Origin of the sequence: Micromonospora peucetia, assembly GCF_900091625.1 — a bacterium.
Lineage (GTDB): Bacteria > Actinomycetota > Actinomycetes > Mycobacteriales > Micromonosporaceae > Micromonospora > Micromonospora peucetia.
In genome coordinates this window covers 4,434,802-4,458,903 of the sequence record NZ_FMIC01000002.1, presented here as the reverse complement: position 1 = coordinate 4,458,903, position 24,102 = coordinate 4,434,802, and the positions used below count along the sequence as shown (strand labels likewise).

At 71.7% G+C, this 24,102-nt stretch carries 23 protein-coding genes; 8 read left to right on the top strand and 15 right to left on the bottom strand.

What is annotated here, in order from left to right; all coding sequences use genetic code 11:
* Positions 1 to 66: 66 nt before the first annotated feature.
* Positions 67 to 1,683, bottom strand: coding sequence for an AMP-binding protein (locus GA0070608_RS20655; protein WP_425413239.1), 1,617 nt, complete (start codon positions 1,681 to 1,683; stop codon positions 67 to 69).
* A gap of 173 nt (positions 1,684 to 1,856) precedes the next feature.
* Between GA0070608_RS20655 and GA0070608_RS20650 the strand changes: the two genes are divergently transcribed.
* Both GA0070608_RS20650 and GA0070608_RS20645 read left to right on the top strand, forming a co-directional pair.
* A complete protein-coding gene (locus GA0070608_RS20650; protein WP_091630200.1) occupies positions 1,857 to 3,008 on the top strand; it encodes an acetyl-CoA C-acetyltransferase in 1,152 nt (383 codons plus the stop codon).
* Entirely contained in the window at positions 3,008 to 3,823 is an 816-nt protein-coding gene (locus GA0070608_RS20645) for an SDR family oxidoreductase (protein ID WP_091630199.1), read from the top strand. The genes GA0070608_RS20650 and GA0070608_RS20645 overlap by 1 nt, the downstream gene beginning before the upstream one ends.
* Before the next feature lie 94 nt (positions 3,824 to 3,917).
* Here the strand turns inward: GA0070608_RS20645 and GA0070608_RS20640 are convergent, their stop codons facing one another.
* The 3 genes from GA0070608_RS20640 to GA0070608_RS20630 are packed head-to-tail and all read right to left on the bottom strand — an operon-like array spanning position 3,918 to position 7,141.
* Positions 3,918 to 5,063: an acyl-CoA dehydrogenase family protein gene (locus GA0070608_RS20640; RefSeq protein ID WP_176733779.1), complete on the bottom strand. Its 1,146-nt coding sequence runs from the start codon at positions 5,061 to 5,063 to the stop codon at positions 3,918 to 3,920.
* A 10-nt stretch (positions 5,064 to 5,073) separates the two neighbouring features.
* A complete protein-coding gene (locus GA0070608_RS20635) occupies positions 5,074 to 6,222 on the bottom strand; it encodes an acyl-CoA dehydrogenase family protein (RefSeq protein ID WP_218107658.1) in 1,149 nt (382 codons plus the stop codon).
* Positions 6,223 to 6,259: 37 nt separating this feature from the next.
* Positions 6,260 to 7,141 (bottom strand): SDR family oxidoreductase, encoded by an 882-nt coding sequence (locus GA0070608_RS20630; protein WP_091630196.1) that lies wholly within the window; start codon positions 7,139 to 7,141, stop codon positions 6,260 to 6,262.
* 112 nt (positions 7,142 to 7,253) lie between these two features.
* Here GA0070608_RS20630 and GA0070608_RS20625 point away from each other — a divergent pair, with 112 nt between their 5' ends.
* From GA0070608_RS20625 to GA0070608_RS20615, 3 genes are all read left to right on the top strand, one after another.
* Positions 7,254 to 8,468 carry an MFS transporter gene (locus GA0070608_RS20625; protein ID WP_091630195.1) on the top strand — a complete coding sequence of 405 codons (1,215 nt, stop codon included), beginning with the start codon at positions 7,254 to 7,256 and terminating at the stop codon, positions 8,466 to 8,468.
* Positions 8,469 to 8,545: 77 nt separating this feature from the next.
* On the top strand, positions 8,546 to 9,367 hold the full coding sequence (locus GA0070608_RS20620) for an SDR family NAD(P)-dependent oxidoreductase (protein ID WP_218107539.1): 822 nt from the start codon (positions 8,546 to 8,548) through the stop codon (positions 9,365 to 9,367).
* Positions 9,360 to 10,754 carry an SDR family oxidoreductase gene (locus GA0070608_RS20615; RefSeq protein WP_176733778.1) on the top strand — a complete coding sequence of 465 codons (1,395 nt, stop codon included), beginning with the start codon at positions 9,360 to 9,362 and terminating at the stop codon, positions 10,752 to 10,754. The genes GA0070608_RS20620 and GA0070608_RS20615 overlap by 8 nt, the downstream gene beginning before the upstream one ends.
* A 62-nt stretch (positions 10,755 to 10,816) precedes the next feature.
* Here GA0070608_RS20615 and GA0070608_RS20610 read toward each other — a convergent pair whose 3' ends face one another.
* From GA0070608_RS20610 to tnpA, 3 genes are all read right to left on the bottom strand, one after another.
* Positions 10,817 to 11,632, bottom strand: coding sequence for an SDR family NAD(P)-dependent oxidoreductase (locus GA0070608_RS20610; protein ID WP_091630193.1), 816 nt, complete (start codon positions 11,630 to 11,632; stop codon positions 10,817 to 10,819).
* Complete coding sequence (locus GA0070608_RS20605) at positions 11,629 to 12,432, bottom strand: hypothetical protein (protein WP_091630192.1); 804 nt, start codon at positions 12,430 to 12,432, stop codon at positions 11,629 to 11,631. Before GA0070608_RS20605 ends, GA0070608_RS20610 begins: the two co-directional genes overlap by 4 nt.
* Positions 12,433 to 12,540: 108 nt before the next feature.
* The gene (gene tnpA / locus GA0070608_RS20600; protein ID WP_091630191.1) at positions 12,541 to 12,936 is read right to left on the bottom strand and encodes an IS200/IS605 family transposase; all 396 of its coding nucleotides are present in this window, start codon (positions 12,934 to 12,936) and stop codon (positions 12,541 to 12,543) included.
* A gap of 38 nt (positions 12,937 to 12,974) precedes the next feature.
* On the opposite strand from tnpA, the gene GA0070608_RS20595 reads away from it, so the two are divergent.
* The 3 genes from GA0070608_RS20595 (at position 12,975) to GA0070608_RS20585 (ending at position 16,537) form a co-directional block, all read left to right on the top strand.
* Positions 12,975 to 14,195 carry an RNA-guided endonuclease InsQ/TnpB family protein gene (locus GA0070608_RS20595; protein ID WP_218107538.1) on the top strand — a complete coding sequence of 407 codons (1,221 nt, stop codon included), beginning with the start codon at positions 12,975 to 12,977 and terminating at the stop codon, positions 14,193 to 14,195.
* 112 nt (positions 14,196 to 14,307) lie between these two features.
* Positions 14,308 to 15,573: an FAS1-like dehydratase domain-containing protein gene (locus GA0070608_RS20590; RefSeq protein WP_091630190.1), complete on the top strand. Its 1,266-nt coding sequence runs from the start codon at positions 14,308 to 14,310 to the stop codon at positions 15,571 to 15,573.
* 10 nt (positions 15,574 to 15,583) lie between these two features.
* Entirely contained in the window at positions 15,584 to 16,537 is a 954-nt protein-coding gene (locus GA0070608_RS20585; RefSeq protein ID WP_091630189.1) for a quinone oxidoreductase family protein, read from the top strand.
* 244 nt (positions 16,538 to 16,781) lie between these two features.
* On the opposite strand, the gene GA0070608_RS20580 is transcribed toward GA0070608_RS20585, so the two are convergent.
* The 8 genes from GA0070608_RS20580 to GA0070608_RS20545 form a co-directional block, all read right to left on the bottom strand.
* Positions 16,782 to 17,450, bottom strand: a complete 669-nt coding sequence (locus GA0070608_RS20580) for a hypothetical protein (protein WP_091630188.1) — start codon at positions 17,448 to 17,450, stop codon at positions 16,782 to 16,784.
* A 176-nt stretch (positions 17,451 to 17,626) separates the two neighbouring features.
* The gene (locus GA0070608_RS20575; protein ID WP_218107537.1) at positions 17,627 to 18,106 is read right to left on the bottom strand and encodes a S26 family signal peptidase; all 480 of its coding nucleotides are present in this window, start codon (positions 18,104 to 18,106) and stop codon (positions 17,627 to 17,629) included.
* The gene (locus tag GA0070608_RS20570; protein WP_245715854.1) at positions 18,103 to 20,040 is read right to left on the bottom strand and encodes an ABC transporter ATP-binding protein; all 1,938 of its coding nucleotides are present in this window, start codon (positions 20,038 to 20,040) and stop codon (positions 18,103 to 18,105) included. The genes GA0070608_RS20575 and GA0070608_RS20570 overlap by 4 nt, the downstream gene beginning before the upstream one ends.
* Positions 20,037 to 20,570, bottom strand: a complete 534-nt coding sequence (locus tag GA0070608_RS20565) for a TlpA family protein disulfide reductase (RefSeq protein WP_091630187.1) — start codon at positions 20,568 to 20,570, stop codon at positions 20,037 to 20,039. Before GA0070608_RS20565 ends, GA0070608_RS20570 begins: the two co-directional genes overlap by 4 nt.
* 45 nt (positions 20,571 to 20,615) lie before the next feature.
* Entirely contained in the window at positions 20,616 to 21,137 is a 522-nt protein-coding gene (locus GA0070608_RS20560; RefSeq protein WP_176733776.1) for a MauE/DoxX family redox-associated membrane protein, read from the bottom strand.
* 163 nt (positions 21,138 to 21,300) lie between these two features.
* Positions 21,301 to 21,561 carry a hypothetical protein gene (locus GA0070608_RS20555; RefSeq protein ID WP_091630185.1) on the bottom strand — a complete coding sequence of 87 codons (261 nt, stop codon included), beginning with the start codon at positions 21,559 to 21,561 and terminating at the stop codon, positions 21,301 to 21,303.
* A gap of 544 nt (positions 21,562 to 22,105) precedes the next feature.
* On the bottom strand, positions 22,106 to 22,636 hold the full coding sequence (locus GA0070608_RS20550) for a nitroreductase/quinone reductase family protein (protein WP_141719512.1): 531 nt from the start codon (positions 22,634 to 22,636) through the stop codon (positions 22,106 to 22,108).
* Complete coding sequence (locus GA0070608_RS20545; RefSeq protein ID WP_091630184.1) at positions 22,633 to 24,102, bottom strand: MmgE/PrpD family protein; 1,470 nt, start codon at positions 24,100 to 24,102, stop codon at positions 22,633 to 22,635. Before GA0070608_RS20545 ends, GA0070608_RS20550 begins: the two co-directional genes overlap by 4 nt.

Here is a 24,102-nt window from a genome sequence, read left to right as displayed (position 1 = left end):
GTCCGGTGCGCCCGCACAAGCGCCTCGGGGGGCAGCGCCCCCGGGCGGGACCCGCGAACGCCGGGCTCACTCGGTGAGCTTGAACTTCTGGATCTTTCCGCTCGGGGTTCGTGGCAGGGCCGGAACGATGCTGAAGCTGCGGGGGCGCTTGAAGTTGGCCAGCCGGTCCCGGCACCACGCCTCGAGTTCGTTGACGAGCACCGACTCGTCCCCACTCCAGTCGGGAACGATCTGCACGAAGGCGCTGCCGACCTCGCCCATCCGCGCGTCGGGCACCCCGACGACGGCGACGTCGGAGACTGCGGGGTGCTCGCACAGCACGCGCTCGACCTCGGCGGGGTAGACGTTGAAGCCCCCGACCATGTAGACGTCCTTGATCCGGTCGGTGATGCGCAGGTAGCCGTCCTCGTCGACCCAGCCGACGTCACCAGTGTGCAGCCAGCCGTCCTCGTCGATGGCCTGTGCGGTGGCGACCGGGTCCTCGAAGTAGCCCAGCATCACGTTGTAACCACGCACGAGGACCTCGCCGGACTCACCGGCCGGCAGCGCCTGTCCGTCGAGACCGGCGATCCGCAGCTCGGTGCCCGGGATCGCCTTTCCGCAGCTGGTCGAAATCCGCTCGAGGTCGGCATCGGGCGGACACACGGTCGCGGTGCCGCACGTCTCGGTCAGGCCGTAGGCGGTGATGACGTCGCGGAAGCCGAGTTCCTCGCGCATCCGGTGCAGCAGCGGCACCGGCACGACCGTGGCCCCGGTGACGGCCAGGCGTACCGAGCTGACGTCGTAGGCGCCGAAGGCGGGGTGCTCGAGCAGGGAGGTGTAGACGGTGGGCGCGCCGGGGAAGACGGTGACGCGTTCCCGCTCGACGAGACGCAGCACGGTCTCGACGTCGAACACGGCGACCGGGATGATCGTGGCGCGCATGAGTAGGCAGGCCAGGATGCCGGCCCGGTAGCCGAAGCTGTGGAAGAACGGGTTGACCATGAGGTAGCGGTCGCCGCGCTGCAGCCCGACGAGCCGGGCCCACTCCAGGTCGACGCGCAGGTTCGAGGCGTGCGAGACCATCGCACCCTTGGGGTAGCCAGTGGTGCCTGAGGTGAACAGGATGTCGGCCATGCCCTCGGAGTCGAGGGCTGCGATCCGTCCGTCGATGATGGCGGGGTCGACCTGGTCGGCCAGCGCGGTGAAGCCGGCCAGGGACCACACGCCGTCACCGGCCTGCTCGCGGCCGGCGGCGGCGGACAGGTCGACGACGGTGTGCACCGAGGGCAGCAGCGGCACGGGGTGCCCGATGGTCGGTGGTGGCCCGTCGCCGCGCAGCGCGGCCAGGTAGTCGGCGCTCAGGAAGGTGTCGTCGAGGATGACCATCGTGGCCCGGACCTTGGCGATGGCGTACCGCGCCTCCCCTCCACGGAAGCGGGTGTTGACGGGGCAGAGCACGCCCCCGGCGGCCAGCAAGCCGAGGGCGCTGATGACCCAGTCGGCGCTGTTCGGGGCCCAGACGACGACACGGTCCCCCGGCTCGAGACCGTGCGCGACTGCGGCCCGGGCGAACCGGGTGACGGCCGCGTCGAGCTCGGCGAAGGTCATCCGTACGTCACCGTCGACGAGGGCCTCAAGCTCGGCAGCGTCCTGCGCGGCCTGCCGCAGCAGGGCGGGGATCGTGGTCAACACGTCACTCACGCACATCTCCTCACGCGGAGCCCGTCACTTGTCTGGAACGGATCACAGACTACCAACCAAGCGCTTGCTAGACTAGCCATGGCGACGCCGGCTACACCGTCAGCGAGCCACGCAGACTCAACCGATCCGACGTCCGGCACCGACCGGCGAGGCATCCGCAGGAAGGGAACCCGGTGGCAGAGGCATACATCGTGGACGCCGTCCGCACCCCCGTCACGCGACGCGGTGGCGCGCTCGCGGGCATCCACTCCGCTGACCTGGGCGCCGCCGCGCTCACCAGCCTCATGAGCTCCTCGGGGGTCGACCCCAACGCCGTCGAGGACGTCGTGTTCGGCTGCGTCGACACCATCGGCCCACAGGCCGGCGACATCGCCCGCACCGCCTGGCTCGCCGGCGGCCTCCCGCAGCACGTGCCCGGGGTCACCGTGGACCGGCAGTGCGGCTCGAGCCAGCAGGCGGTGCACTTCGCAGCCCAGGCCGTCATGGCCGGAGTCAACGACGTCGTCGTCGCCGGGGGCGTGCAGAACATGAGCGCCATCCCCATCTCGGCCGCGATGCTCACCGGTCAGCAGTACGGCTTCAACGACCCCTTCTCCGGATCCACCGGCTGGCGCGAGCGCTACGGCGACGAGGAGATTTCGCAGTTCCGCTCGGCCGAGATGATCGCCGAGAAGTGGGACATCAGCCGGGAGGACATGGAGCGCTTCGCCCTACGCAGCCACGAGCGGGCCCTGCGGGCCATCGCCGAGGGCCGCTTCACCCGCGAGATCCGCGCCGTCGGCGACGTCGACACCGACACCTGTCCGCGCGCCGACACGAGCCTGGAGAAGATGGCCGGTCTCAACCCGCTCACCCCGGGCAGCCGGGTCACTGCCGCCGCGGCGAGCCAGCTCTGCGACGGCGCGGCCGCCCTGCTCGTCATGAGCGAGCGGGCCGTGGCCGAGCACGGGGTGACCCCGCGCGCCCGGATCCACCACCTGTCGGTGCGCGCCGACGACCCGGTGTGGATGCTCACCGCCCCGATCCCGGCCACCGCCCACGCGCTCAAGCGCACCGGGCTGTCGATCGAGGACATCGACCTGTTCGAGGTCAACGAGGCGTTCGCCTCGGTCGTGCTCGCCTGGATCAAGGAGACCGGGGCCGACCCGGAGCGGGTCAACGTCAACGGCGGCGCGATCGCCCTGGGCCACCCACTCGGCGCCACCGGCGCCCGGCTCATGACCACCCTGCTGCACGAGCTCGAGCGCGCCGGCGGCCGCTACGGCCTGCAGACAATGTGTGAGGGCGGCGGCCAGGCCAACGTGACGATCATCGAGAGGCTCTGATGACCCAGTCCCCCACCACGTCCACGACGCCCGAGGGTGTCGACCTGACCGGCCAGGTCGCCATCGTCACCGGAGGCACCCGTGGCATCGGCGCCGAGATCACCCGCACCTTCCTCAAGGCCGGGGCGCGGGTGCTCGTGTGTGGCCGCAACGAGCCCGAGCGGCTGCCCGAGGTCGACGGACGCACGCCCGTCTTCGTCCAGTCGGACGTACGCGACCCGGAGCAGGCCAAGGCCCTCGTCGCCGCGGCGGTGGACCGGTTCGGCCGGCTCGACATCCTGGTCAACAACGCCGGTGGCGCGCCGAGCGCCGACACCGCGACGGTCTCCCCCCGCTTCGTCTCGGCGATCGTCACGCTCAACCTGCTCGCTCCGTTCTACGTCGCCCAGCCGGCCAACGAGGTCATGCAGCGTCAGGGCAGCGGGACGATCATCAACATCGGCTCGGTCGCCGGGGCCAACCCGGCCCCGGACACCGCCGCGTACGCCGCTGCCAAGGCGGGCCTGACGATGCTGACCCGGTGCCTCGGGCTCGACTTCGCGCCAGCCGTGCGGGTCAACCAGGTGACGGTGGGTCTCGTGCAGACCGAGCTGTCGCACCTCTACTACGGCGACGAGGCGGGACAGGACCGCGTGGCCCGGACGATCCCCATGCGGCGGATGGCCACCCCGGCCGACATCGCCGCAGCCTGCCTGTTGCTCGCCTCGCCGCTGTCCAGCTACGTCACCGGCACGGAGATCGTCGTCGCCGGTGGCGGTGAGATCCCGTCGCGGCACCTCGCCGCCCAGCCGCCCGGCACCGCTCCGCTCGGCTGAGCCCCGCGGAGCACGTACGACATAGGGGTCCACACCGACCGGTGCGGACCCCTATGTAGTGCGCGGTTGCCTGCCGTTGATGTCGGCAGCCGGCTCAGAGACCGGCGAGCGCTGCCACCTCGGCGCGAACCGTCGCCGGGGAACCGGCCAGCAGCTGGGCCGACTTGGCGCGCTTGAAGAACAGGTGTGCGTCGTGCTCGAAGGTGAACCCGATGCCGCCGTGCAGCTGGATCGCCTCGGCGGCGACGGTCATCAGCGTGTCGGTGCACACGAGCTTGGCCAGTGCCGCATCGTGCGAGCGGGTGGCGGCCCCGGTGTGCAGCGTCGTGACGAGGTGGTCGACCGTGGCCCGCGCTCCGGCGACCGCGACGGCGAGGTCGGCGCAGCGGTGCTTGAGAGCCTGGAACGACCCGATCGGGCGGCCGAACTGCTCGCGGATCTTGAGGTACTCGACGGTGAGGTCGAGGCAGGCGCGGGCGGCGGCAGCCGACTCCAGCGCGAGCATGGCGCGCACGTGGTCGAGCAGCACCCGGGCCCCCTCGCCGCCGGGGGCGTCGACCCGGGTGGCGGCGGCCTCGCGGAGGTGCACCGTGCTCAGCCGCCGGGTCTGGTCGAGCGTCATGTGCGTCTGCACGTCCACCCCGTCGGCGGCCAGGTCCACGGCGTAGACGCCGAGCTCACCGCCCCCGTCCCGGCCGGTGACGAGGACGACCCGGGCGGCTTCGGCTCCGGCGACGAGGGTCTTGGTCCCGGTCAGCGCCCACACGTCCCCGGTGCCGGTGGCCCGGGTGGCGGTCTGCTCGAGGTCCCAGCCCGCGCCGTCCTCGGCGAGGGCACTGGCCAGGGTCAACTGCTCGGCAACGACGCGCGCCAACAGGGGCTCGGCGCTCGGGCCGAGGGCGCGGGCGGCGAGGATCGCGGCGAGGCTCGTCGCGAGCGCGCCGGGCACGAGCCGGGCCCCGAGCTCCTCGATGACGGCGGTCGCGGCGGGCACGTCGAGGCCGAGCCCGCCGAGGTGCTCCGGCACGACGAGGCCGAGCAGGCCCAGCTCGGCCGTGAGCAGCTCGTGCAGCTGCGGGTCGTGGCCCGGCGCCCCGACCATGAGCTCGTGGGTACGGCGCAGGTCGGCCCGCTCGTCGAGCACCTCGACGACGGAGGCGCGGATCTGGGCCAGCTCCTCGGCCGCCTCGGGACGCGACGTCTCGGCCACAGGCTGGGGGCCGGCGCTCGCTTCGGTCATCGTCCTCACCTCATCGGGGCAGGCCGAGCAGGCGCTCGGCGATGATGTTGCGCTGGATCTCGTTGGAGCCGCCGTAGATCGTGTTGGCGCGGCTGAAGAGAAAGTGGGTCTGGGCATCGTCCAGCTCGTACTCGGGCCCGGTGAGCAGCGCCCCGGCCCCCTCGACGTCGACCGCGAGCTCGCCGAGCGAGCGGTTCCACGTGGCCCACTGCAGCTTGGAGATCGACGCCTCCAGGCCGGACAGACCCCCACCGGCGGACGCGAGCAGCCGCACCGCTGAGTGCCGCATCACCTCGAGGCCGATGTAGGCCTCGACGAGGCGGTCACGCAGCGCCGGCTCCTGCCAGGCGCCGTTCCCGTGAGCCCGGGCGATGACGGCGTCGAGGCGCCGACGGAAGCCGATCTGCTGGCCGAGGGTGGACACGCCGCGCTCGAAGCCCAGGGTGCCCATGGCGACCTTCCAGCCCTCGCCCTCGGCGCCGACGCGGTGCTCGACGGCGGCGACGGCCCCGTCGAAGAAGACCTCGTTGAACTCGCTCGTGCCGGTCAGCTGGGTGATCGGGCGCACCGTGATGCCGGGCTGGTCCATCGGCACGAGCAGGTAGGACAGGCCCGCATGACGAGTCGAGTCAGGGTCGGTGCGGCACAGCACGAAGCACCAGTCGGCCAGGTGCGCGAGCGAGGTCCACACCTTCTGCCCGGTGATGACGTAGCTGTCGCCCCGGCGCTCGGCGCGGGTGCGCACCCCGGCGAGGTCCGAGCCGGCACCGGGCTCGGAGTAGCCCTGGCACCAGATGTCCTCGCCGCTGGTGATGCCGGGCAGGAACCGCGCCTTCTGCTCCGGCGTGCCGAATGCGAGCAGCGTCGGGCCGAGTAGTTGCTCGGACATGTGCCCGAGCCGGCCGGGGGCGCCGGCGCGGGCGTACTCCTCGTGGTAGATGACCTGCTGGGCCAGGGTCGCGGGACGACCGCCGTACTCGCTGGGCCAGCTGAGGCCGATCCAACCGGCCCGGCCCAGGTGGCGCTCCCACTCGCGGCGCAGCTCGTGCGCCTCGTGCTCGCGCCCCTCGCCGCCGGTGCCGACGGCCTCGGCGAACGGCCCGGTGAGGGCCTCGTGGAGCCAGCCGCGGATCTCGGCCCGGAACTGCTCGTCGCTCACCGGTGCACCGGTGGCCTGCGCCGCGTCCGCACCCATGTCAGGCACCGTAGACAGGGGTTGGCGGCTCGGAGCGGGCGATGAGGTCGGCGATCGCCTCGGTGAGTTCTTCCAGCTCCCACCGCTCGCCCTTGGTGGCGGCCAGCCCGTGGCGCCAGCCGTCGGCGAGCGAGACCTCACCGCCAGCGACCTCGAAGACAGCTCCGGTGACGGCCTGCGCGGCGTCGGATCCGAGCCAGACCACGAGGGGGGAGACGTTGGCCGGGTCCATCGCGTCGAAGCCCGCCTCGGGGGCGGCCATCGCCTCGGCGAAGACGGCCTCGGTCATCGGGGTACGGGCCGAGGGGGCGATCGCGTTGACGACGATGCCGTAGCGGGCCCACTCGACGGCCGCGATCTGGGTCAGGGCGGCGATCCCGGCCTTGGCGGCGCCGTAGTTGCCCTGCCCGACGCTGCCCATGAGCCCGGCGCCGGAGGACGTGTTGACGACGCGCGCGGCGACCTGGCGGCCGGCCTTGGCCTCGTCCCGCCAGTAGGCGGCGGCGTGGCGCATCGGGACGAAGTGGCCCTTGAGGTCGACCCGCAGGACGAGGTCCCACTCCTGCTCGCTCATGTTGACCAGCATCCGGTCACGGTTGACGCCGGCGTTGTTGACGAGGGTGTGCAGCCCGCCGAAGGTCTCGACGGTCTCGCGCACGAGGCGCTCACCGTATGCCCAGTCGCTGACGTCGCCGGTGCTGACGACCGCGCGACCACCCGCAGCGCGGATCTCGTCGACGACGGCCTGTGCCGCCTCCCGGCTGCTCTCGATGTCGTTGACGACGACGTCGGCGCCCTGCCGGGCGTACTCGAGGGCGTGCACCCGGCCCAGCCCCTGTCCAGCACCGGTCACGATCACCGTTCGTCCTACGCAGAAGCTCACGACACGCCCTTTCACTCGTGGTACGGCCAGAAAACCACATCCGACGCTGGCGATGCAAGCAAGCGCTTGGTAGGGTGCCGAAAACGATAGAAGGACGGCGAACTACGTGACAATGTTCTCGTCCCTGCGATTTCGAGACTTCCGCTTCGTGCTCCTGACCCTGGTGCTGTCCCAGGCCGGCTACTGGGGCTGCAACATCGCCTTCCAGTCGGTGCTCACCGAGGTCGACGGCACCCCGGCGACGATGGGCCTACTCTTCTTCTTCCTGCTCGTGCCGTTCACGCTCTTCTCGATCCCTGCCGGGGTGCTGGCCGACGCCTTCGACCGGCGGCGGCTGCAGATCGGCGTGCTCCTGGCGACCAGCGCCCTGGCCGGGGTCTGCGCGGCGACGGTCGCGGCCAGAGTCGTCAACCTGCCCGTGCTGCTCGCGCTCGCCTTCCTCGCCGGCACCGGGATCAGCTTCCTGTCCCCGGTGACCCAGGCCCTTGTGGCCAACACCGTCCCGGCCGAGGCGCTCGGCAACGCCGTCCCGATCCAGGCCGCCGGGCTCAACCTCGCCCGCTCGATCGGCCCCGCGGCCGCCGGGCTGGTCCTCGTGGCCTGGGGACCGCTGGGCACGTTCGTGATGTACGCGACGCTCAGCCTCGCCGCGGCCGCAGCCGCGGTCGCGGTGCGCACCCGTCGCGTCCCGCCGGTCACCCCGATGGTGCGCGAGGGCCTGGCCGCGCAGGTCCGCGCCGGTATCCGGCACGCCCGGGAGCGGCCCCCGGCCGCGCTGTGCCTGGCCATCGTCGGGGTCAACGCGTTCTTCGGATGCGCCTTCACCAGCCAGCTCGCCGTCCGGGCAGCCTCGGCCTCGGACCATCCGGACACGGTCTTCCCCATTCTCGTGGCCCTGACCGGGCTGGGCTCGTTACTCGGGGTCCTCGTCGTGGCCCGGCTCTCCGCGCGCGTCGCCACCGTGTGGCATGCCGCGGTAACCCTCGGCCTGCTCGCCGTGAGCACCGCACTGCTCGGGGCGGCGACGACAGTGCCCGTGCTCGCGGGGGCGGCGCTGCTGTGCGGCTCGTTCAGCATCGGCGCCATGGTGATCCTGCAGACGGTGGTTCAGCGGGTCGTCGACGACGCGCAGCGCGGCCGGGCGATGAGCCTCTACTTCCTCGGGTGGGGCGGTATGCCATTCGGTGCCCTCCTGCTCGGCGGGCTGAGCACGTGGTTCGGTTCCGCGACCGCCTTCCTGCTGTTCGCCGCCGCGTGCCTGGCGACGGCGATCACCGTGCTCGTGCGGTTGCGTCGCCGGGGCAGCGATCCCCTGCCCGCGACGTGACCGCCCCGGCCCCTCCTGACTCCTCCTGCCCCCACCGGCCGCTCCCGTTGTCCACCGCCCCCTTCCAGGAGTTCGTCGTGACCGACCAGTCCCCTCCGACCACACCCACGTCGGCGCTGCCTGTGCCCGCCGACTTCGCCCACCGCACCGGTGTCGCGCTCGTCACCGGCGGCAGCGGCGGCATCGGCCGGGTCGTCGCCCTCGAGCTGGCCCGCCGGGGGTCGGCGGTGGTGATCACCTACCGCAGCAACGCCGAAGCGGCCCGACAGGTGCTCGACGTACTGCCGCCCGTCGCGTCCGGCACGCACTCGGCGCACCACCTCGACCTCACCGACGCCGAGGCCACCGCCGCGCTCGTGACCGAACTCACCGCAAGCCACGGTCCCCTGCACACGATCGTGCACGCGGCCGGGCCGCACGTGCCCATGCGGCACCTGTCGACGGTGAGCCCCGGGCAGTTCGCCACGCAGGTGGCCAACGACACGACCGCCTTCTTCACGCTGGTCTCAGCCTGCCTGCCGGCCCTGCGGGAGAGCCGCGGCAACGTCGTGGCGATCACGACCGCGGCGACGGTGCGCTACCCCGCCCGGGACGGCCTCTCCGCCGCGCCGAAGGCGGCGGTCGAGGCGCTCGTGCGGGCCTTCGCCAACGAGGAGGGCCGCTTCGGCATCCGGTTCAACTGCGTCGGGCCGGGCATGCTCACCGACGGGATGGCCGAGCGGCTCATCTCCTCGGGAGACCTCGACGAACGCGCCCTGGCCGTCGCCCGGTCCTCGACCCCGCTGCGGCGTTTCGGTGCCGCCCTCGACATCGCCGAAGCCGCCTGCTTCCTGGCCAGCGACCGGGCCAACTTCGTCACCGGGCAGAAGCTCGACGTCGACGGAGGCTTCGGTGTCTGACCAGCCCCAGTCCTTCCCGTCCAGCTCGGTCGGACTGGACGTGCTGCTCGCCGAGCGGGCCATCGAGCAGGCCCTGCTGCGCTACGCGCGCGGGGTCGACCGGATGGACCGGGACCTCGCCGCGAGCGCCTTCCACCCGGACGCCCAGATCACCCTCGGCGGGACCGTGGCCGACCGGGACACGACGCTGGACGTGGTCTTCGCGCTCGTGGCGCGGCGCACCATGACGATGCACTACCTGACGAACGTCCTGGTCGAGCTCGACCCGGCCGACCCGGACCGGGCCCGAGCCGAGACGTACGGCATCGCGTTCCAGCGCAGCACGTCCGAGCCGCCGCACGGCAACATCGTCAGCGGGTTTCGCTACGTCGACCTCGTCACCCGGCGCGCGGATGAGTGGCGGGTGCAGGAACGTCTCACCGTCTCGGAGTGGCAGCGGGTCGACGACCTCGCCGGACAGTGGCCGATCCCCGAGGTCTCGCTGCGGGGAGCCCGCGACGGGTCCGACCCGGTCAGCCGCCCGTGGCCGCCCGACGGCCCGGGCCCGGATCCGGCTCACCGGCCCCGGGCAGCGGTCCTGAGCGCCCTTCTGAGTGACCCACAGCCCTCTACACACGAGGCGGGCGACCGGATGCCGGGGGGCGACGCCCCCGCGCCACGACTCGGCCTCCGCACGGGCGACGTCGTCGTCGTGACCGGGGCCGGCAGCGGAATCGGAGCGGCGACCGCGGCGGCTGCGGCCGCCCAGGGACTCGTCGTGTCGGCATGGGATCTCGACGCCGCTGCCCTCACGGCGGTGAGCGTCGCCATCCGCGCGGCAGGCGGGGTGGTCGACCCTCACGTGGTCGATGTCTCGGACGAGGCGGCCGTGCGCGCGGCCCTCGACGGGACCCGCGCGGCGTACGGACCGGTGCGCCACCTCGTCAACAACGCCGGCCCGTCCTCGGCGACCGAGCTCGACTTCGACCGCGCCGTGCAGCTGTGTGTCGGCAGCGTGCGCTCGGTGACCCGGGCCTGGCTCGAGCACGCCCCGCCCGGGGCGACCCTCGTGAACACCGCCTCGGTCGCCGGCACCGTCGTGGGCACCGCCTCGGACTGGTACAGCGCAGCGAAGGCCGCGATCGTCGGCTACACCCGACACCTGGCCGCGCACCGGGCCGACGTGGTGCGGGCCAACGCGGTCGCCCCCGGCATGGTGAACACCGCCAGGCTGCGCGGCTTCGCCGGGTCCCCGACAGGGCAGTCCGTGCTGGCCCGGGTGCCGAGCCACCGGATGGCCACGCCGGACGAGATCGCCTGGCCGATCCTCTTCCTGCTCTCGCCGCTGGCCTCGTACGTCAACGGGGCGCTGCTCGTCGTCGACGGCGGGTGGACCATCACGCAGTGAGCGCTGCCCGTGGGGCCCCACGGGCAGCCGTCAGCGCGGGTCGTCGAGCTCGGGGGCCGCCGTCAGCTCGGGCCGGGGCTCGGTCCGCCCAGCATCGCGTGCATCCCGCCGTAGTTACCGGCGACAAGGGCGGCCCGGTCCAGGCCAGAGCGCCGCGCGGCGACCTCGGCCTGCTGGCGCACGACGTGTACCGGGCCGGTACCCAGGGCTGCCAGCCCCTGTGCGGCGACGTCGGCCGGGTCGGCCGCTCCGGTCAGGTCGAGGCCGGCTCGCTCCATGGCGGGGGTGGCCGTGAGCCCGAGCACGAGGTGCAGCACGTCGACGCCGACCTGCCCCAGCTCGAGCCACAGGCCCTCGGTGAAGATCCGGGCGAAGGCCTTGGCCGCGGCGTAGATGCTGATGTCGGCGTGGCCGAGGTAGCCGGCCGAGGAGCCGACGACGAGAATACCGCCGCGCCCACGTGCGGCGAGCCGGGCACCGAGCTCCCGGCAGAGCTCGAGCGGGCGGGTGACGTTGAGATCGATGACGGCCTGGACCCGGGCGAGGTCCGCCTCGACGAAGCGGCTGCGGTAGGTGTTCGCGCCAGCGTTGAGGACGAGCAGGCCGAGGTCGAGGTCGGCGACGGCCTCGACGATCCGGGCGGTCGCGTCCGCGTCGAGCAGGTCCAGTGCGAGCACGCGGCACGGGGCCCCGTGGGCCAGGACCCGGTCGGCCACCTCCCCGAGGGCCTCGGGCTTGCGGGCGACGAGTACGACGCCGAGGCCGGCCCGGGCCAGCTGCTCGGCGAACGCGGCGCCGACCCCCTCGGAACCGCCGACGACCAGGGCCCAGGGCCCGTAGCGCCCGAGCAGGCCGGTCACGCCGGTGTCCTCGCTCATGCCCCCGCCACGCTCTCCGTCGCCGCGGCGACGGGCTCGTCGAACCAGTCCCACTCCCAGGGAGTGATGGTGGCCAGGGGCCCGGTGAGCAGCGGGGTGGCCGTGCTGGCGAGCGCTGCGGGCGGGGCCGGCAGCGGGTCCACGGCCAGGGCCCGCGTGAACTCGACCGGATCGGCCTCGAGGTAGGTGAGACGGATCCGCACGACCGGTCCGTCGGGGTTGCTGCGGCTCGGGGCGCTGCGGAAGGTCCACACGCCCGCAACGCCGTCGCGCGCGAGCAGGTCGGGCACCTGGGTCTCGTGCTCGAACTGGGACAGGTCGGCCACGTCGGGGTGCAGGGAGGTCTCGACCCGGCTCACCTCCACGTGTACGCCGCGGTTGGGCCGGAACGGCAGCGCGGCGAGGGTGACGAGGGCCCGGGGGGCCACGTAGCCCTGGACGGGGCGGAACATCCGGGTCATCGGCCGTTCGGTCCAGGCCAGCTCCGGACGCCGGCCCTGGTGGATCGCCCGGTCGCCGAGGTCCTTCCACGCGAGGATCGAGTCCGCGGTCGGCTCGGCGAACCAGTACATCGCCATGTACTGGCTGCCGGCGAGGGCGAGGTCCGGGTAGCTGCCGAGCCGCTCGCACGCGGGGGTGCGCACCCAGCGGTCGCCGTGGACGACGCCGGGCAGGGCGAGGTTCTCGGGGCGGTGATCGAGCTGGTGCCACGCGTTGTAGGCGCGATGGCGGGCGGGGTCGGTCACCTGCGGGAAGGAGAAGAAGGCGCGGGTGGCGGTCTCGGGGGTGCTCGGGATCATCGAATGTCTTCCGTGGAAACCCCCGGCTTTAGCCATGGGGAGGAAACGGAACTCCTGCGGAGCAGGTCAGGGATAGCCCATTCGCCGCCAGGGCGGATGGGCGTCTGGTCACACGTTGCGCTGGTTCTCGACATACCTCTTGACCACCTCCAAAGTGGCGCCGCCGGTCGTGGCGACGAAGTACGAGTTGGTCCACAGGGTCGGCATCCGGGACTTGAGGTGCGGGAACTCCTGGCGCAGCAGACGGGAGGATCGACCCTTGATCTGCTTGACCAGGCGGTGGATGCCGTACTGCGGGTCCACGACCACGAGCAGTTGCACGTGGTCGGGCATCGTCTCGATCGCCTCGATCGGTGCGTTCCGCTCGGCGCAAACCTCGCGGATGATCTCTTTGAGCCGCTCGTCCACCTTGCCGTCGATGACCTTGCGCCGGTACTTCGGGCACCAGACGACGTGGTAGTGGCAGCGGTACACGACGTTGTTGTTCGACCTGACCTCGTCCACGCCGAGACTATATAGCTTTGTGGTATATAGTGTTTGGCGTGGACGAGACAGTGCGTTACACCTATCGCCTGCGGCCCGGCCGCATCGCGCGGGCCGCACTGCTCGACGAGTGGGGCCGGTGCCGGTGGTTGTGGAACGAAGCTGTGCACCAGCAGAAGACCGGCCGCAAGCCGACGTTCGGGAAGCTGTCGAAGCTGCTGACCGAGGCGCGCAGCCGTAATGCCTGGCTGCGCGAGGGATCGCAGGTCGCACAGCAGCAGACACTGCGCACCTATGGTGCCGCCCTGGACCACTCGTTCAAGGTCAAGGGCCGGGGCCGACCGAAGGTCAAGCGGCTCAAGGACTCGCTGCCGACCCTGGAGTACACCACCCGCGGCTTCCGGATCAAAGACGGCCGGCTGTGCCTGCCGGGCAAGGTGACCGTTGCGGTCGTCTGGTCGCGGGAACTGCCGTCCGAGCCGACCAGCGTGCGCGTCTACCAAGACACCCTCGGCCACTGGTACGCCTCGTTCGTGGTCCGCCGTGAGATCACCACCGCACCCGAGTCGGACTCGCCGGGTATCGGCGTCGACTGGGGCGTCAAGACCACCGCCGCCACGACCGACCCGGCGTTCGACCTGCCGAACCTCGGCCATCGCCGCCGGCGCGCCGCCGAGATGGCCAAGGCTCAGCGCAAGATGGCCCGCCGCCGTCGCCCCAAGGGACACGCCCCGTCGAAGGGCTACCAGACCGCGAAGCGGCAGGCCGCCCGGGTCGCGAAGAAGGCCGCCCGACAGAACACCCACGACGCCCGCGTCTGGGCCAAGAACGTCACTGACCACCACGCGCTGATCGCGGTTGAGGACTTCAAACCGAAATTCCTCGCCCGCACCACGATGGCCCGCAAAGCGGCCGACGCGGCAATCGGCGCATGCAAGAAAGAACTGATCGAGCGTGGTACGCGGGCGGGCCGCAAGGTGGTGCTGGTACCACCCGCCTACACCACGATGACCTGCTCCGAGTGCGGCGAGAGAGCCAATCTTCGCCTCGGACTGGGTATCCGTACCTTCGAGTGCGCGGCATGCGGCTATACCGCATGCCGCGACCGAAACGCCGCGAGGACGATCCTCGCCACGGCCGAACGCGACCGTGCCAGTGCCGACGACGTAAGACATCTGATCGCCTTCTTCCGCGACGATGGATCAGGTGCGGTCCGAGCTGGGAATCCAGGGCCTGACCCCGGAGGAAAATCCCCCGGATACATCCGTAGGGATCGTTAACTCGGCCCTCTCCACGGGTGGTGTTGGGCACGCTGACCCTTGACCCTAGGGCCGCACCAGCACTATCGTCAAGCAAGCGCTTGGTTGACATAAGTGTCCGCAAAGGAGTCCCATGACCGCCAGCGACGCGGACTTCCGCGCCCGACTCGACGCCCTGATCGGCCTCACCGACCCGCCACGTCGGGCCAAGGACGCGGTCACTGAAGCAGCCATCCGCATCTGGTGCGACGCCGTCGGCGACGAGAACCCCGCCTACCAGGACCCGCAGTGGGCCGCCCGCTCCGCCTGGGGCGGCATCGTGGCCCCGGCGACCTCGCTGAACATGTGGACCCTGCCGGGCAACCGGCGCAGCCACCGCCACGCCGAGAGCCTCGACCGGGTCAACGAGGTCCTCGCCGAGCGCGGCTTCACCTCGGTGGCCGCGGTGCAGACGGAGCACACCTACGTGCGCCCGCTGCGCCCCGGCGACCACCTCGAGCAGTTCCCCTCCATCGGCGCGGTCTCCCCGGAGAAGTCCACCCGCCTCGGTCGGGGCCACTTCGTCGACCTCGTCAGCGACTACCGAACCCTCGAGGGCGAGCCGGTCGGACGCGTCGTCCTGCGGATGCTCCGCTGGAACCCGGCGACCCGGGACAAGGTCCCGGCGACGCCCGGGGACCGCCTCACTCGGCCGGTGCGCCCGGTCGGTGCCGCTTCGACCGACCTGCCGCCCGCCGGCACCACCGGCACCCTGACCGCGTACCTGCAACCCGGCTACGCCGCCGCCCCCCTCGACGAGCGCCCCTACCTCGTCGGCAGCGCCGAGCTCGCCGACGGGACCCGCCTCAGCGGAGACGTCGTGGACCTGCGCCCCGACCTCGTGCACGACGGCATGCCGGTCGTCGTGGCCCACCGACGCACCCGCGACGGCCAGATCCTGCCGGTACTCACCGCCCCGCGGCCCGAACGCCGCACGAGCACCCGCACCGGGGCCGAGGTGAGCACCGGGCAACGCCTCGCCCCCTGGCCGATCCCCGTCACCCAGCTGTCCATCGCGGCCCTGGCGACCGCGACCTTCGACTTCAACGACGTGCACCTCGACCGCGACGCGGCCATCGAGCGAGGCGCCCGCGACGTCTACATGAACATCCTCGGCTCGAGCGCGCTGGTCAACTGCTACCTCACCGACTGGGCCGGACCGGAGGCTCGCGTCGTCGACTTCCGCACCCGCCTCGCCGCGCAGAACCACCCCGGCGACACCTTCACCCTCGACGGTGTCGTCACCGGCCTGAAGCCGGCGCCCGAGGCCACCGGGGAAACGCACGTCACCGTCGACGTCCTCGGCACCAACAGCCTCGGCGACCACGTCATCGCCTCCGCCACCCTCGCCCTGCCCTGAGAGGAACCCCGTGCTCGCCAGCTACGTCCTCGACTCCGGCTCCCCCGACAGCCTGCGTCTCGGCCAGCTCGAGGCCCCGGCGCCCGGCCCCGGTCAGGTGCTCGTGCGGGTCCAGGCAGCGAGCCTGGACCGGGTCGACACCTACATCCGTCGCGGCACCCACGGGATGGCGGTCACCGGGCCGGCGATCCTCGGCCGGGACGTCGCCGGCACCGTCGTGCGGACCGGTCCCGGCGTCACCGGATTCACTCCCGGCGACGCGGTCGTCGGGCTGACCACCGGCACCCACGCCGAGCTCGCCGTCGTCCCGGCCACGCACTGCTTCCCGCGGCCGGCCGCGCTCGACGCCGTCCACGCCGCGGCGGTGCCCACCGCCGGACGCACCGCCTACGACGCGGTCGTCAACCTCACCGGGGTGCGCCCCGGCGACCGGGTCCTCGTCGTCGCTGCCGCAGGCGCCGTCGGCACCTTCGCCGTCCAGTACGCCCACCACCTGGGTGCGCGCGTCGTCGGCACCAGCGCCCCGGCGAAGGCTGACGCCGTACGCGCCCTCGGTGCCCTCGACGTCGTGGACCACTACCGCCCCGACGTCGTCGAGTCCCTGCGTTCCGCCCTGCCCGGCGGCGAGGCCGACGTCATCGTCGAGTCGGTCGGCGGCACCCTGTGGTCCGACGTGCTCAAGGTCCTCGCCCCCGGCGGGCGGCTGGTCACCTGCGGCGTCACCGCCGACAGCCACGCCCACCTGCACCTGGGTCGGCTCATGGTCAAGGGCTGGACGCTGCGCGGCATCGGCCGGCCCGGGCCCGAGGCGGTGGCCCGCCAGCTGCGCGAGGCCCTCACCCTCTCGGCCGTCGCCGCCGCCCCTACGGTCGCCGCCACGTACCCGCTCGAGCAGGCCGCGGCCGCGCACGACCGTCTGGAGGCCTCCGACTTCGTCGGGCGGATCGTCCTCACGACCGGCTGAGCCGCCCGGCACGACCCCACGCCACGACCCCACGCCCGCAGAGGAGCTCCTAGTACTCCAACATCACTTGATCTTCCGGCTGGCGTAGGGACCGAGTCTGCGCTGGTAGTGGGATCGTCGGGCTCGGGCTTGGGATTCCCGTCGCCAAATCGACCAGAGCGGGGTGTGCGCTGGTGGGTAGCGGCAGGGTGAGGACGAGGGCGTGGTGTCAGCCCAGCCGCGCTGCCACCGCGCCGTTTGCTGGTCATCCAGCGGCCGACGGTTCCGCAGACGCATAGTGGCGTACGTACTCCCAGACCGGTTCGGAGAGATCCTCATCGGATCGCTTCTGTCCCACCACCTCGTACCAGGCAAGGTTTTCGATCCAGAACCGGGCGATGAACTGGTCGAAGTCGTCGGCCACCCGCACCAGGTCCTCATGCGCTTCCTCCTGGGGGACCACCCCCAGGTCGTACGCCTCTGCACCGCACAGAACCTCGTGGCGGCCGTCCGGCAGCAGGTGCAGATACCAGAACAGACAACCCTGCTGGTCGTTGAGGAACCGCACCAGCTGCGCCCCTTGGTGGACGGGGCTCGGCGCCCAGGGAATATCGGAGGCCCAGTAACACGACGTACAGGTCGGCACCGAATCGCGCAGCACCGGATCAGCCATGAACGCGACGAACTGCTCCGGCAAGGCCGCCTGATTTCCGGACACGGGCGCGCCATTGGTCAGTGTGTCCGGGCCGTGCGGACCGGCAGCGCGTTCACCGAGTGGCACCAACTCCCGCATCCAGCTGTGCAGACCACCTGGATACCCAAGGGGAAGCGCTGGTAGCGCGGTGTGGGAGCTGCCGCTGTACGTGGCGAAATCGACCTCGTGGCTGCGGAACCTGCCGAGATCGAACGAGATCCAACCGTCTCTGATCGTCATGGCGGCACCATAGAGCCGGCCACCGACAGCGCCTGCCGCGTGGGTATGACCCGGCCTGGTTGGTGAGCTCGACTCCCGGATGCCCGACTCGGTGCCGCATCGGCGGTAGGTCCGTCAGAGCGGCGGCGCATGAAGCGGCGGTGTTTCCGAACTGAGCGGCTGCTGTGGGGATGGAACTACCCTGGGCGGCGCCGGGCCGAGATTCGCCACAGCACCACGCCGAGCAGGCTCTCCGCCGCGAAGTACCCCACCTGACGGGAGTCGAGCGCGGCCCGGTCGTTGTCGCCGAGCAGCACGAGCTGGCCCGCCGGGACCCGGTCCTCCGGCACGTCGTGCAGCGCGAGTACCTGGGCGCGTGGCACCGCGTCACCGGGCACGGCGGCGACGCGCTTGATCATCCAGTGTCGGCGGGGGGACGTGAGCGCCGCGGCCGGTGCGTCTGCGGCGAGCCAGTCGCCCGTACCCTGCTCGAAGACCACGACCTGACCGGCGGTGGGCTGCACGTTGCGTCGGACCAGGACCTGGTCGCCGTCGTGGTACGTCGGTTCCATGCTGACGCCGCGCACCGTAACAACGACGAACCTACGGGACAGCCCCGCGTGGCAGAGCACCGCGGCCACCGCCATCGCCACGGCCAGCACGATCACCGGCTTCATCCACGCGCTCCGCTCATCGTCGAGTCCTCCTCGTCCCCCTCCCGGTACTGCGCGGCCTGCGCGGTGAACAACCGTGCGTACTGGCCGCCGCTGGCCAGCAGGTCGGCGTGCCCGCCCTGCTCCACGATCTGCCCCTGCCGCAGCACGACAATGACGTCGGCCGCCCGGGCGGTACCCAGCCGGTGGGAGATGATGACGCACGTCTGCCCGTCCGACCGGCGCCGCAGCGCGGCATACACGTCGTGCTCCGCCTCGGCGTCGAGGCCGGCGGAGGGCTCGTCGAGCAGCACCAGTTCGCGATGCTCCCGGTAGAACGCGCGGGCCAGCGCCAGCCGCTGCCACTGCCCACCGGAGAGCACGGTTCCGGACGTGGGCTCCTCGCCGGGGGAGTCAGCGAAGAACATCCTGGACAACAGGGTCTCGTACCCCTGCGGCAGCCGCTTGAGGAGCGAATGGATGCCCGCGGCGGAGGCGGCCGTTCGCAGGCGAGCCTCGTCTCCGGCGGCCCCCGGATCACCGAGCCGGATGTTGTCGCCAGCGGTCATCTCGTAGTGCATGTAGTCCTGGAAGATGCCGCTCATCCGGCCCCGCAGCTCGGTCACGTCGACCTCGCGGATGTCCACCCCATCCCACCGGATCGACCCGCGCGTCGGGTCGTAGAAGCGGCAGAGCAACTTGATCAGCGTGGACTTCCCCGCACCGTTGAGCCCGAGCAGGGCAGTGGTCCTACCGGCCGGAAGCCACAGGTCGACGCCGCGCAGCACCCAGGGATGCTCGTCGGAGTACCGGAACCAGACATCCCGGAGTTCGATCCCTTGCCGCAGCGACGGAAGTGCGGCCGGCGCCGTGGCGACCGGCAGGTCCGGCTCGGCCGTAATCACCCCGAGGTAGTGCCGGAACATCAGCAGGGCATAGTGCGTACGCCCGAACTCGCTGGCCAGGGTCGCGAGTGCGCCCTGCACGGCGGCGACCGCCGCGACGAAGACGGTGAGGTCACCGACGGTGAGCCGCCCCTGTCGGACGGCGTCGACCGCCCAGAGCAGCCCGACTCCGGACACCAGCGCGGCCAACAGGCCGAGTGACGCCTGGACGAGGATCTCGCGGCGGTCCAGGCCCCGTCGGACACGGTTGATCATCCGTCGGTCGATCAGCATCCGGCGCCGTAGGAGCGCGCCGCTGCCGAAGAGCCGGATCTCCTTCGCCGCCTCCATCGTCGAGAGCAACGCGGCGTAGAAGAACTCCCGCCGTTCCGTCGGACCCGTCGTAAGCAGCGACTGCGCCCGTCGGCGCGAGAGCGCGACCTGCGCGACGAGCGTCGGCGCCGCGGCCAGCAGCACCAGTACGGTGATCAGGGGACTGAGTACCAAGAGGGAGCCGAAGAAGCCGACGATCGTCAGGAGTGAGCGCCCGACCCCGAGCGCGCCGTCTACGGTCTGGCTCGGCATGGTGCCACCGGCCTGCTGCGCCAGTCGCATCCGGTCCAGGAAGTGCGGATCCTCGAACCGGGCCAGCCCGAGGAACCGGTCGACCGCGCCGAAGAGCCGGTCCTGCGCCAGCACCGAGACCGCCCGGTCGAGCTCCGCGTGCAGGTAACGCATGCCGTGCGGCAGGGTCCCGGTGACCACGCCCAGCGCCGTCAGCCCTGCGGCGAACGGTAGGAGCGTACCGGCGGTGGGGCCCGCCACCAGTGCGTCGATCAGGAGCTTCGTGAGCCAGGCGGCCGCCACCGGCAGGAGGCTAGCGGTCACCGTCAGGAGCACGTAGCTGGTCAACGTCCATGGCGCGGCCCGCCCGACGAGCGCCCCGGCCAGGAACATCTCCCGGACGGCACACCACGCGCGCGGCAGGAGCCGGCGGCGGGGCGTACGCCGAGGGCCGCCCGCGCCGGTGGTGGCGTCGCCCGCGGCACCACCGGCGTCGGTCGGCTCGGTCATGCCGATGCGGGCTGTCGATCCAACCTCACCCGGTCGTCGATGACCACGACTCGACCGTTGTCGTCGGGTCCGACCGACAACACCGCCGGGAACGCCATCACCTGGAACGCCGAGCAGACCGGGCCGTCGTTCCGTTCTTCCACCACCACGCGGGCGACCTCACGCAGCGTGGCAACCTGTGCGGTCACCCGCTCGGCGGTGCCGACGACGACGGCCATCGTCCGGTCCCGGCCGTGTCGCCGGGCGAACTGGGCGAACTTGGGCAGCTTCTCCTTGCACGCCTCGCAGGTCGGGGTGAAGAAGCCGACCAGCGTCTTCCCGGCCAGCGAGTCGCGATCGATCCGTTCGCCGTCGACCGTGGCCACGGCGAAGTCGGTGACCTCCTGCCCGACGCCGAGCGACGCGGATCCGTTCAGGCCGTTGAGCATCTCGGTATGTACGCGCAGGCGTTTGACGATCGCCCACGTCAACAGCAGGTTCACCAGGCACAGCGCCGCGAAGACAAGCACGACAGCAGTCAGGACCGCCATCTCACACTCCGTTCGGGTCAGGTCGATGGGCAGGCACTCCGGGCGTCACAGCGGTCGGAGCAGTTCGGTGATGTCATCGAGCAGCAGGGTCGCCGCCGCGGCGAGCAACCCGAGGGACACCGCGACGATGACGCCGCTGGCGTGGAGCGGCGCGGGTTGCTGCGCGCCCCAGAGGCCCACGCACGCGACGGCTGCAAGCACGGCGTTGCGGACGATGTGTGGCCGGCCGAGCGGGGTCTCGGACGGACCGAAGCACCGGCAGGGCTCGCGGATGTCGAGGCGCACCGCCCGCCCGATACCGGCCGCGAACAGGATCAGCAGGGTCGCCGCCAGCGCGAAGCCCGGTGCGCCGTTCGCCGTCGGCCAGGCCAGCGCCGCGCCAGCGGTCAATTCCGCCCCGACCACAAGCGCCGCAACCGGTCGGACCAGGCCGTTCGGCAGTAGCCGCATGCGGCGCAGGGAGACCGCGAACGAGGCGAACGCCTCCCGGCCCGCGACCTTGCTCACCGCGGCGATGAGAAAGACGGCCCCAAGCAGGCAGCGGAGCCCGAGCGTGAGGTACTGCACCAATTCCTCCCCCGTGCGGGTCGCCGCCGGTCGGGAGCGTCGGGTGTCGTTCGGCGGGCGCGGGTGCCAGGTACCTGACCCACCCGCCGCGACGCCCCCGACCGGGGCTTGACTCACCGTGCGGCTAGCAGGACCGCGGCTCGTCCCTCATCGGCCCCGTCGGTCAGGGGCAGTCGAGACAGTTGCAACTGAACCGGTTCGCGTTGCTCGGCCAGGAGCAGCAGGGGGCGTTGCAGTTGCAGACCCCGTCCTGGTGGCCGTACAGCTTGTTGCACTGCCAGCAGGCGCCCCAACAAGCGGCGGACGCCTCCAGCCGTGGGACGAGACGCCCCAGCAGGGCGCTGCCCATCGCCTCGATCGTCTTGAGCATGTTCACCTCCTCGTTCGTGCGGGTCGACACCTTGATGTCCGGCCCGAACACCACGACGGCCGTTCGTGACCCCGTCCGGACAGCAGCCCGTTGCCCACCGGCGCGAACGCAGGTGGACGGGCGGTGTCACGGCTTACTGCTATCTGCGCCTATCGATAGGCCGAGCTCGGGTTGCCGCTCCTGGTGCCGTACATCCGGATGCGGGATCTGTTCCAGCCCACTACAGGCGGCGGCACACCTTCGGTGACGTCCCGAATCCGTTCTGTCACTATGCCACATTCCATCCATGGAAGTGAATGCCTGCTGTCGCGAAATGGATTCGGGACCTCGGTACTGCCACCAGTCGCCGACGGCGCACTCCGACCAGCGGCTGCCATGTTGCCCGATGCCCCGGTGCCTGATACATGGATGGTGCCAGGCACCAGTCACCTGATCGTTGAGGTTTCAAACGATCTCCTGCTGGCCACCGTCCCCGCTCAAGACCTGAAATCAGGCGACGACGGGACGCTGCGGACCGCCCGGAAGGGTCGCCTCGGATCGGGCGATCTCCAACCACCGATCCCGCAGCCCGGCACCGCTACAAGACCAGCCACCTAGGCTAGGTGAGCGACTCCCCCGACACGGCGGACAGGACGACGAGCGGGATCTGCCGCCCGAAGCCCGCGGCCCGTTCGGCGTAGCGCCCCACGTTCGGCTTGTGCGCCACGACGTGCGCGAACAGCTCCGGGTCGCGCTCCCCGTCGGTCACCCGCGCCCGCACCGCGATCGTCTTGCGCCGCAGGACGATCCAGCAGAGTTCGTGGTGACGCGCATTGACCACCCAGGCCGGGTCCGTGGGGCCGCCCCCCTTGGAGCCGACGACCACCAGGTCCGTCCCGTGCGGCACGTACGGCAACGCCGCGTCGCGCAGCTGCCCGGACCGTCGGCCCACCGTCGTCAGCAGCAGCGTGGGGTTGTACGGGAACCTGCCCGCCAGCGCGTACTGCAACGACACGAGCGAGAACCCGGTCCTTCGCACGAGGAACCGGTCGAACGCCATCCCGCGCGGCCCACGGATGATGACCAGCCACGACCGGCCGTACGAGGCGAACGACCTCGTCTCCGCACCGATCCGGTCTCCCCGGCTCATCGCGCGCGGGCCAGCAACGGTGACAGCGTCTCGGCGACGTCGGCGACGTCCTCGATGCCCCGGACCACCTCGACGAGCTGCTCCTGCGAGCCCGCGTCGAGGATCCCGTCGCAGAACGTGGCCAGCTTGCCGACCACGAAGTCCCAGTCCGCCCGCGTCGCGGAGTCCCACGGGTCGCCCTGGGCGAAGTCCGACTCGACGACGTACTCCCGGCCACCGGCCCGGATCGTCAGCGCGCCCCGCGTCCGGCGGATCTGACCACCCGGGTGCTCCTTGAGGTCGGCCTCCCACTCGGCGTCGAGCACCGGGTCTGGCGCCGTCGTGATCCGGCGCGCCAGGTCCCACACCGCAGGGTCGGCCAGCCGCTGCGGGTCGTACCACTGCGGCCCCGGGGCGTGCCCGAGCAATGCCAGCGCCGCGGCGTACGGCATGTTGAAGGCACCGTCCAGCGGCGCGACGAGCGTGTCCGGGATCTGCGGGGCCGGCTCCCGGAACTGCAACGTTCGGTAGGCCGCCGGGCTCAGCCGGATCTCCATGGACTCGATCTGCGACACCGGCACCCCGTGGGTGCTCGGGAACGCGCGGATCGCGTCGAGCGCGGCGTGGGTGAAGCGGCACGTCGGGTACGGCTTGAGCGACGTCTCGCTGATCCACCACGTCGACCCCAGGCCGGCGACCAGCTCGTGCCGCTCACCTCCGAGGAAGCCCATCGCCTCGATGAAGCCCGGGGTGCGGTCCAGCACGTCCAGGTCGCCGGTGTAGCCCTCCTCGGCGAGCGCCGCGCCGAGCATCCCGGCGTGCGCGATCGCGCCGTACGGGCCGTACTTGAACGCGTTGAACGAGCGCCGCTCGGCCATGTAGGAATTCTTCGCCGGCGGGGCCAGCCAGGCGACCAGGCCGAGCGCGTGGGTCAGGCGCTCCGGCTCCCAGCCGCCGACGACGGCGCACGCCGCAGCCGTGCCCATCGAGGCGTACCCGTGCGACGACAGCGGCGACCAGCGGAACTGCCCGTCCTCGAAGGCCATCAGCGAGGTCGACAGGTTCAGCCGCGCGTTGATCTCGAAGGCGATGATGCTCGCGCGCAACAGGCTCGCCCCGTCGGCGTGCAGCCGCTCGGCCTCGGCCAGTCCGGCCGCGACCCCGAACACCGCGAAGTGCGCCGAGTTGAAGAAGGTGTCGTCCGCGTCCAACGCGTTCATCATGTCCGCGTTGGCGTGAGCGGCGTTGATCGCCGCGACCCGCTGCCCCAGCCCGAACACCGTCGCCTCGGCCGGGCCGCCGAACCGGGCGGCGACCCGCTGGACCATGCGGCTGCGCCGCAACCGCACCGCCGCCAGACCACAGACGAGCGAGTCGAGCACGACGAGCTTGCCGTAGTCGCGCACCGACTCGGGGATGTCCTCGTCGCGCGTCGTCGCGAACCGCGCGAGCAGCTGCGTCCGGGTCGGTCCCGTCGGGACAGTCAC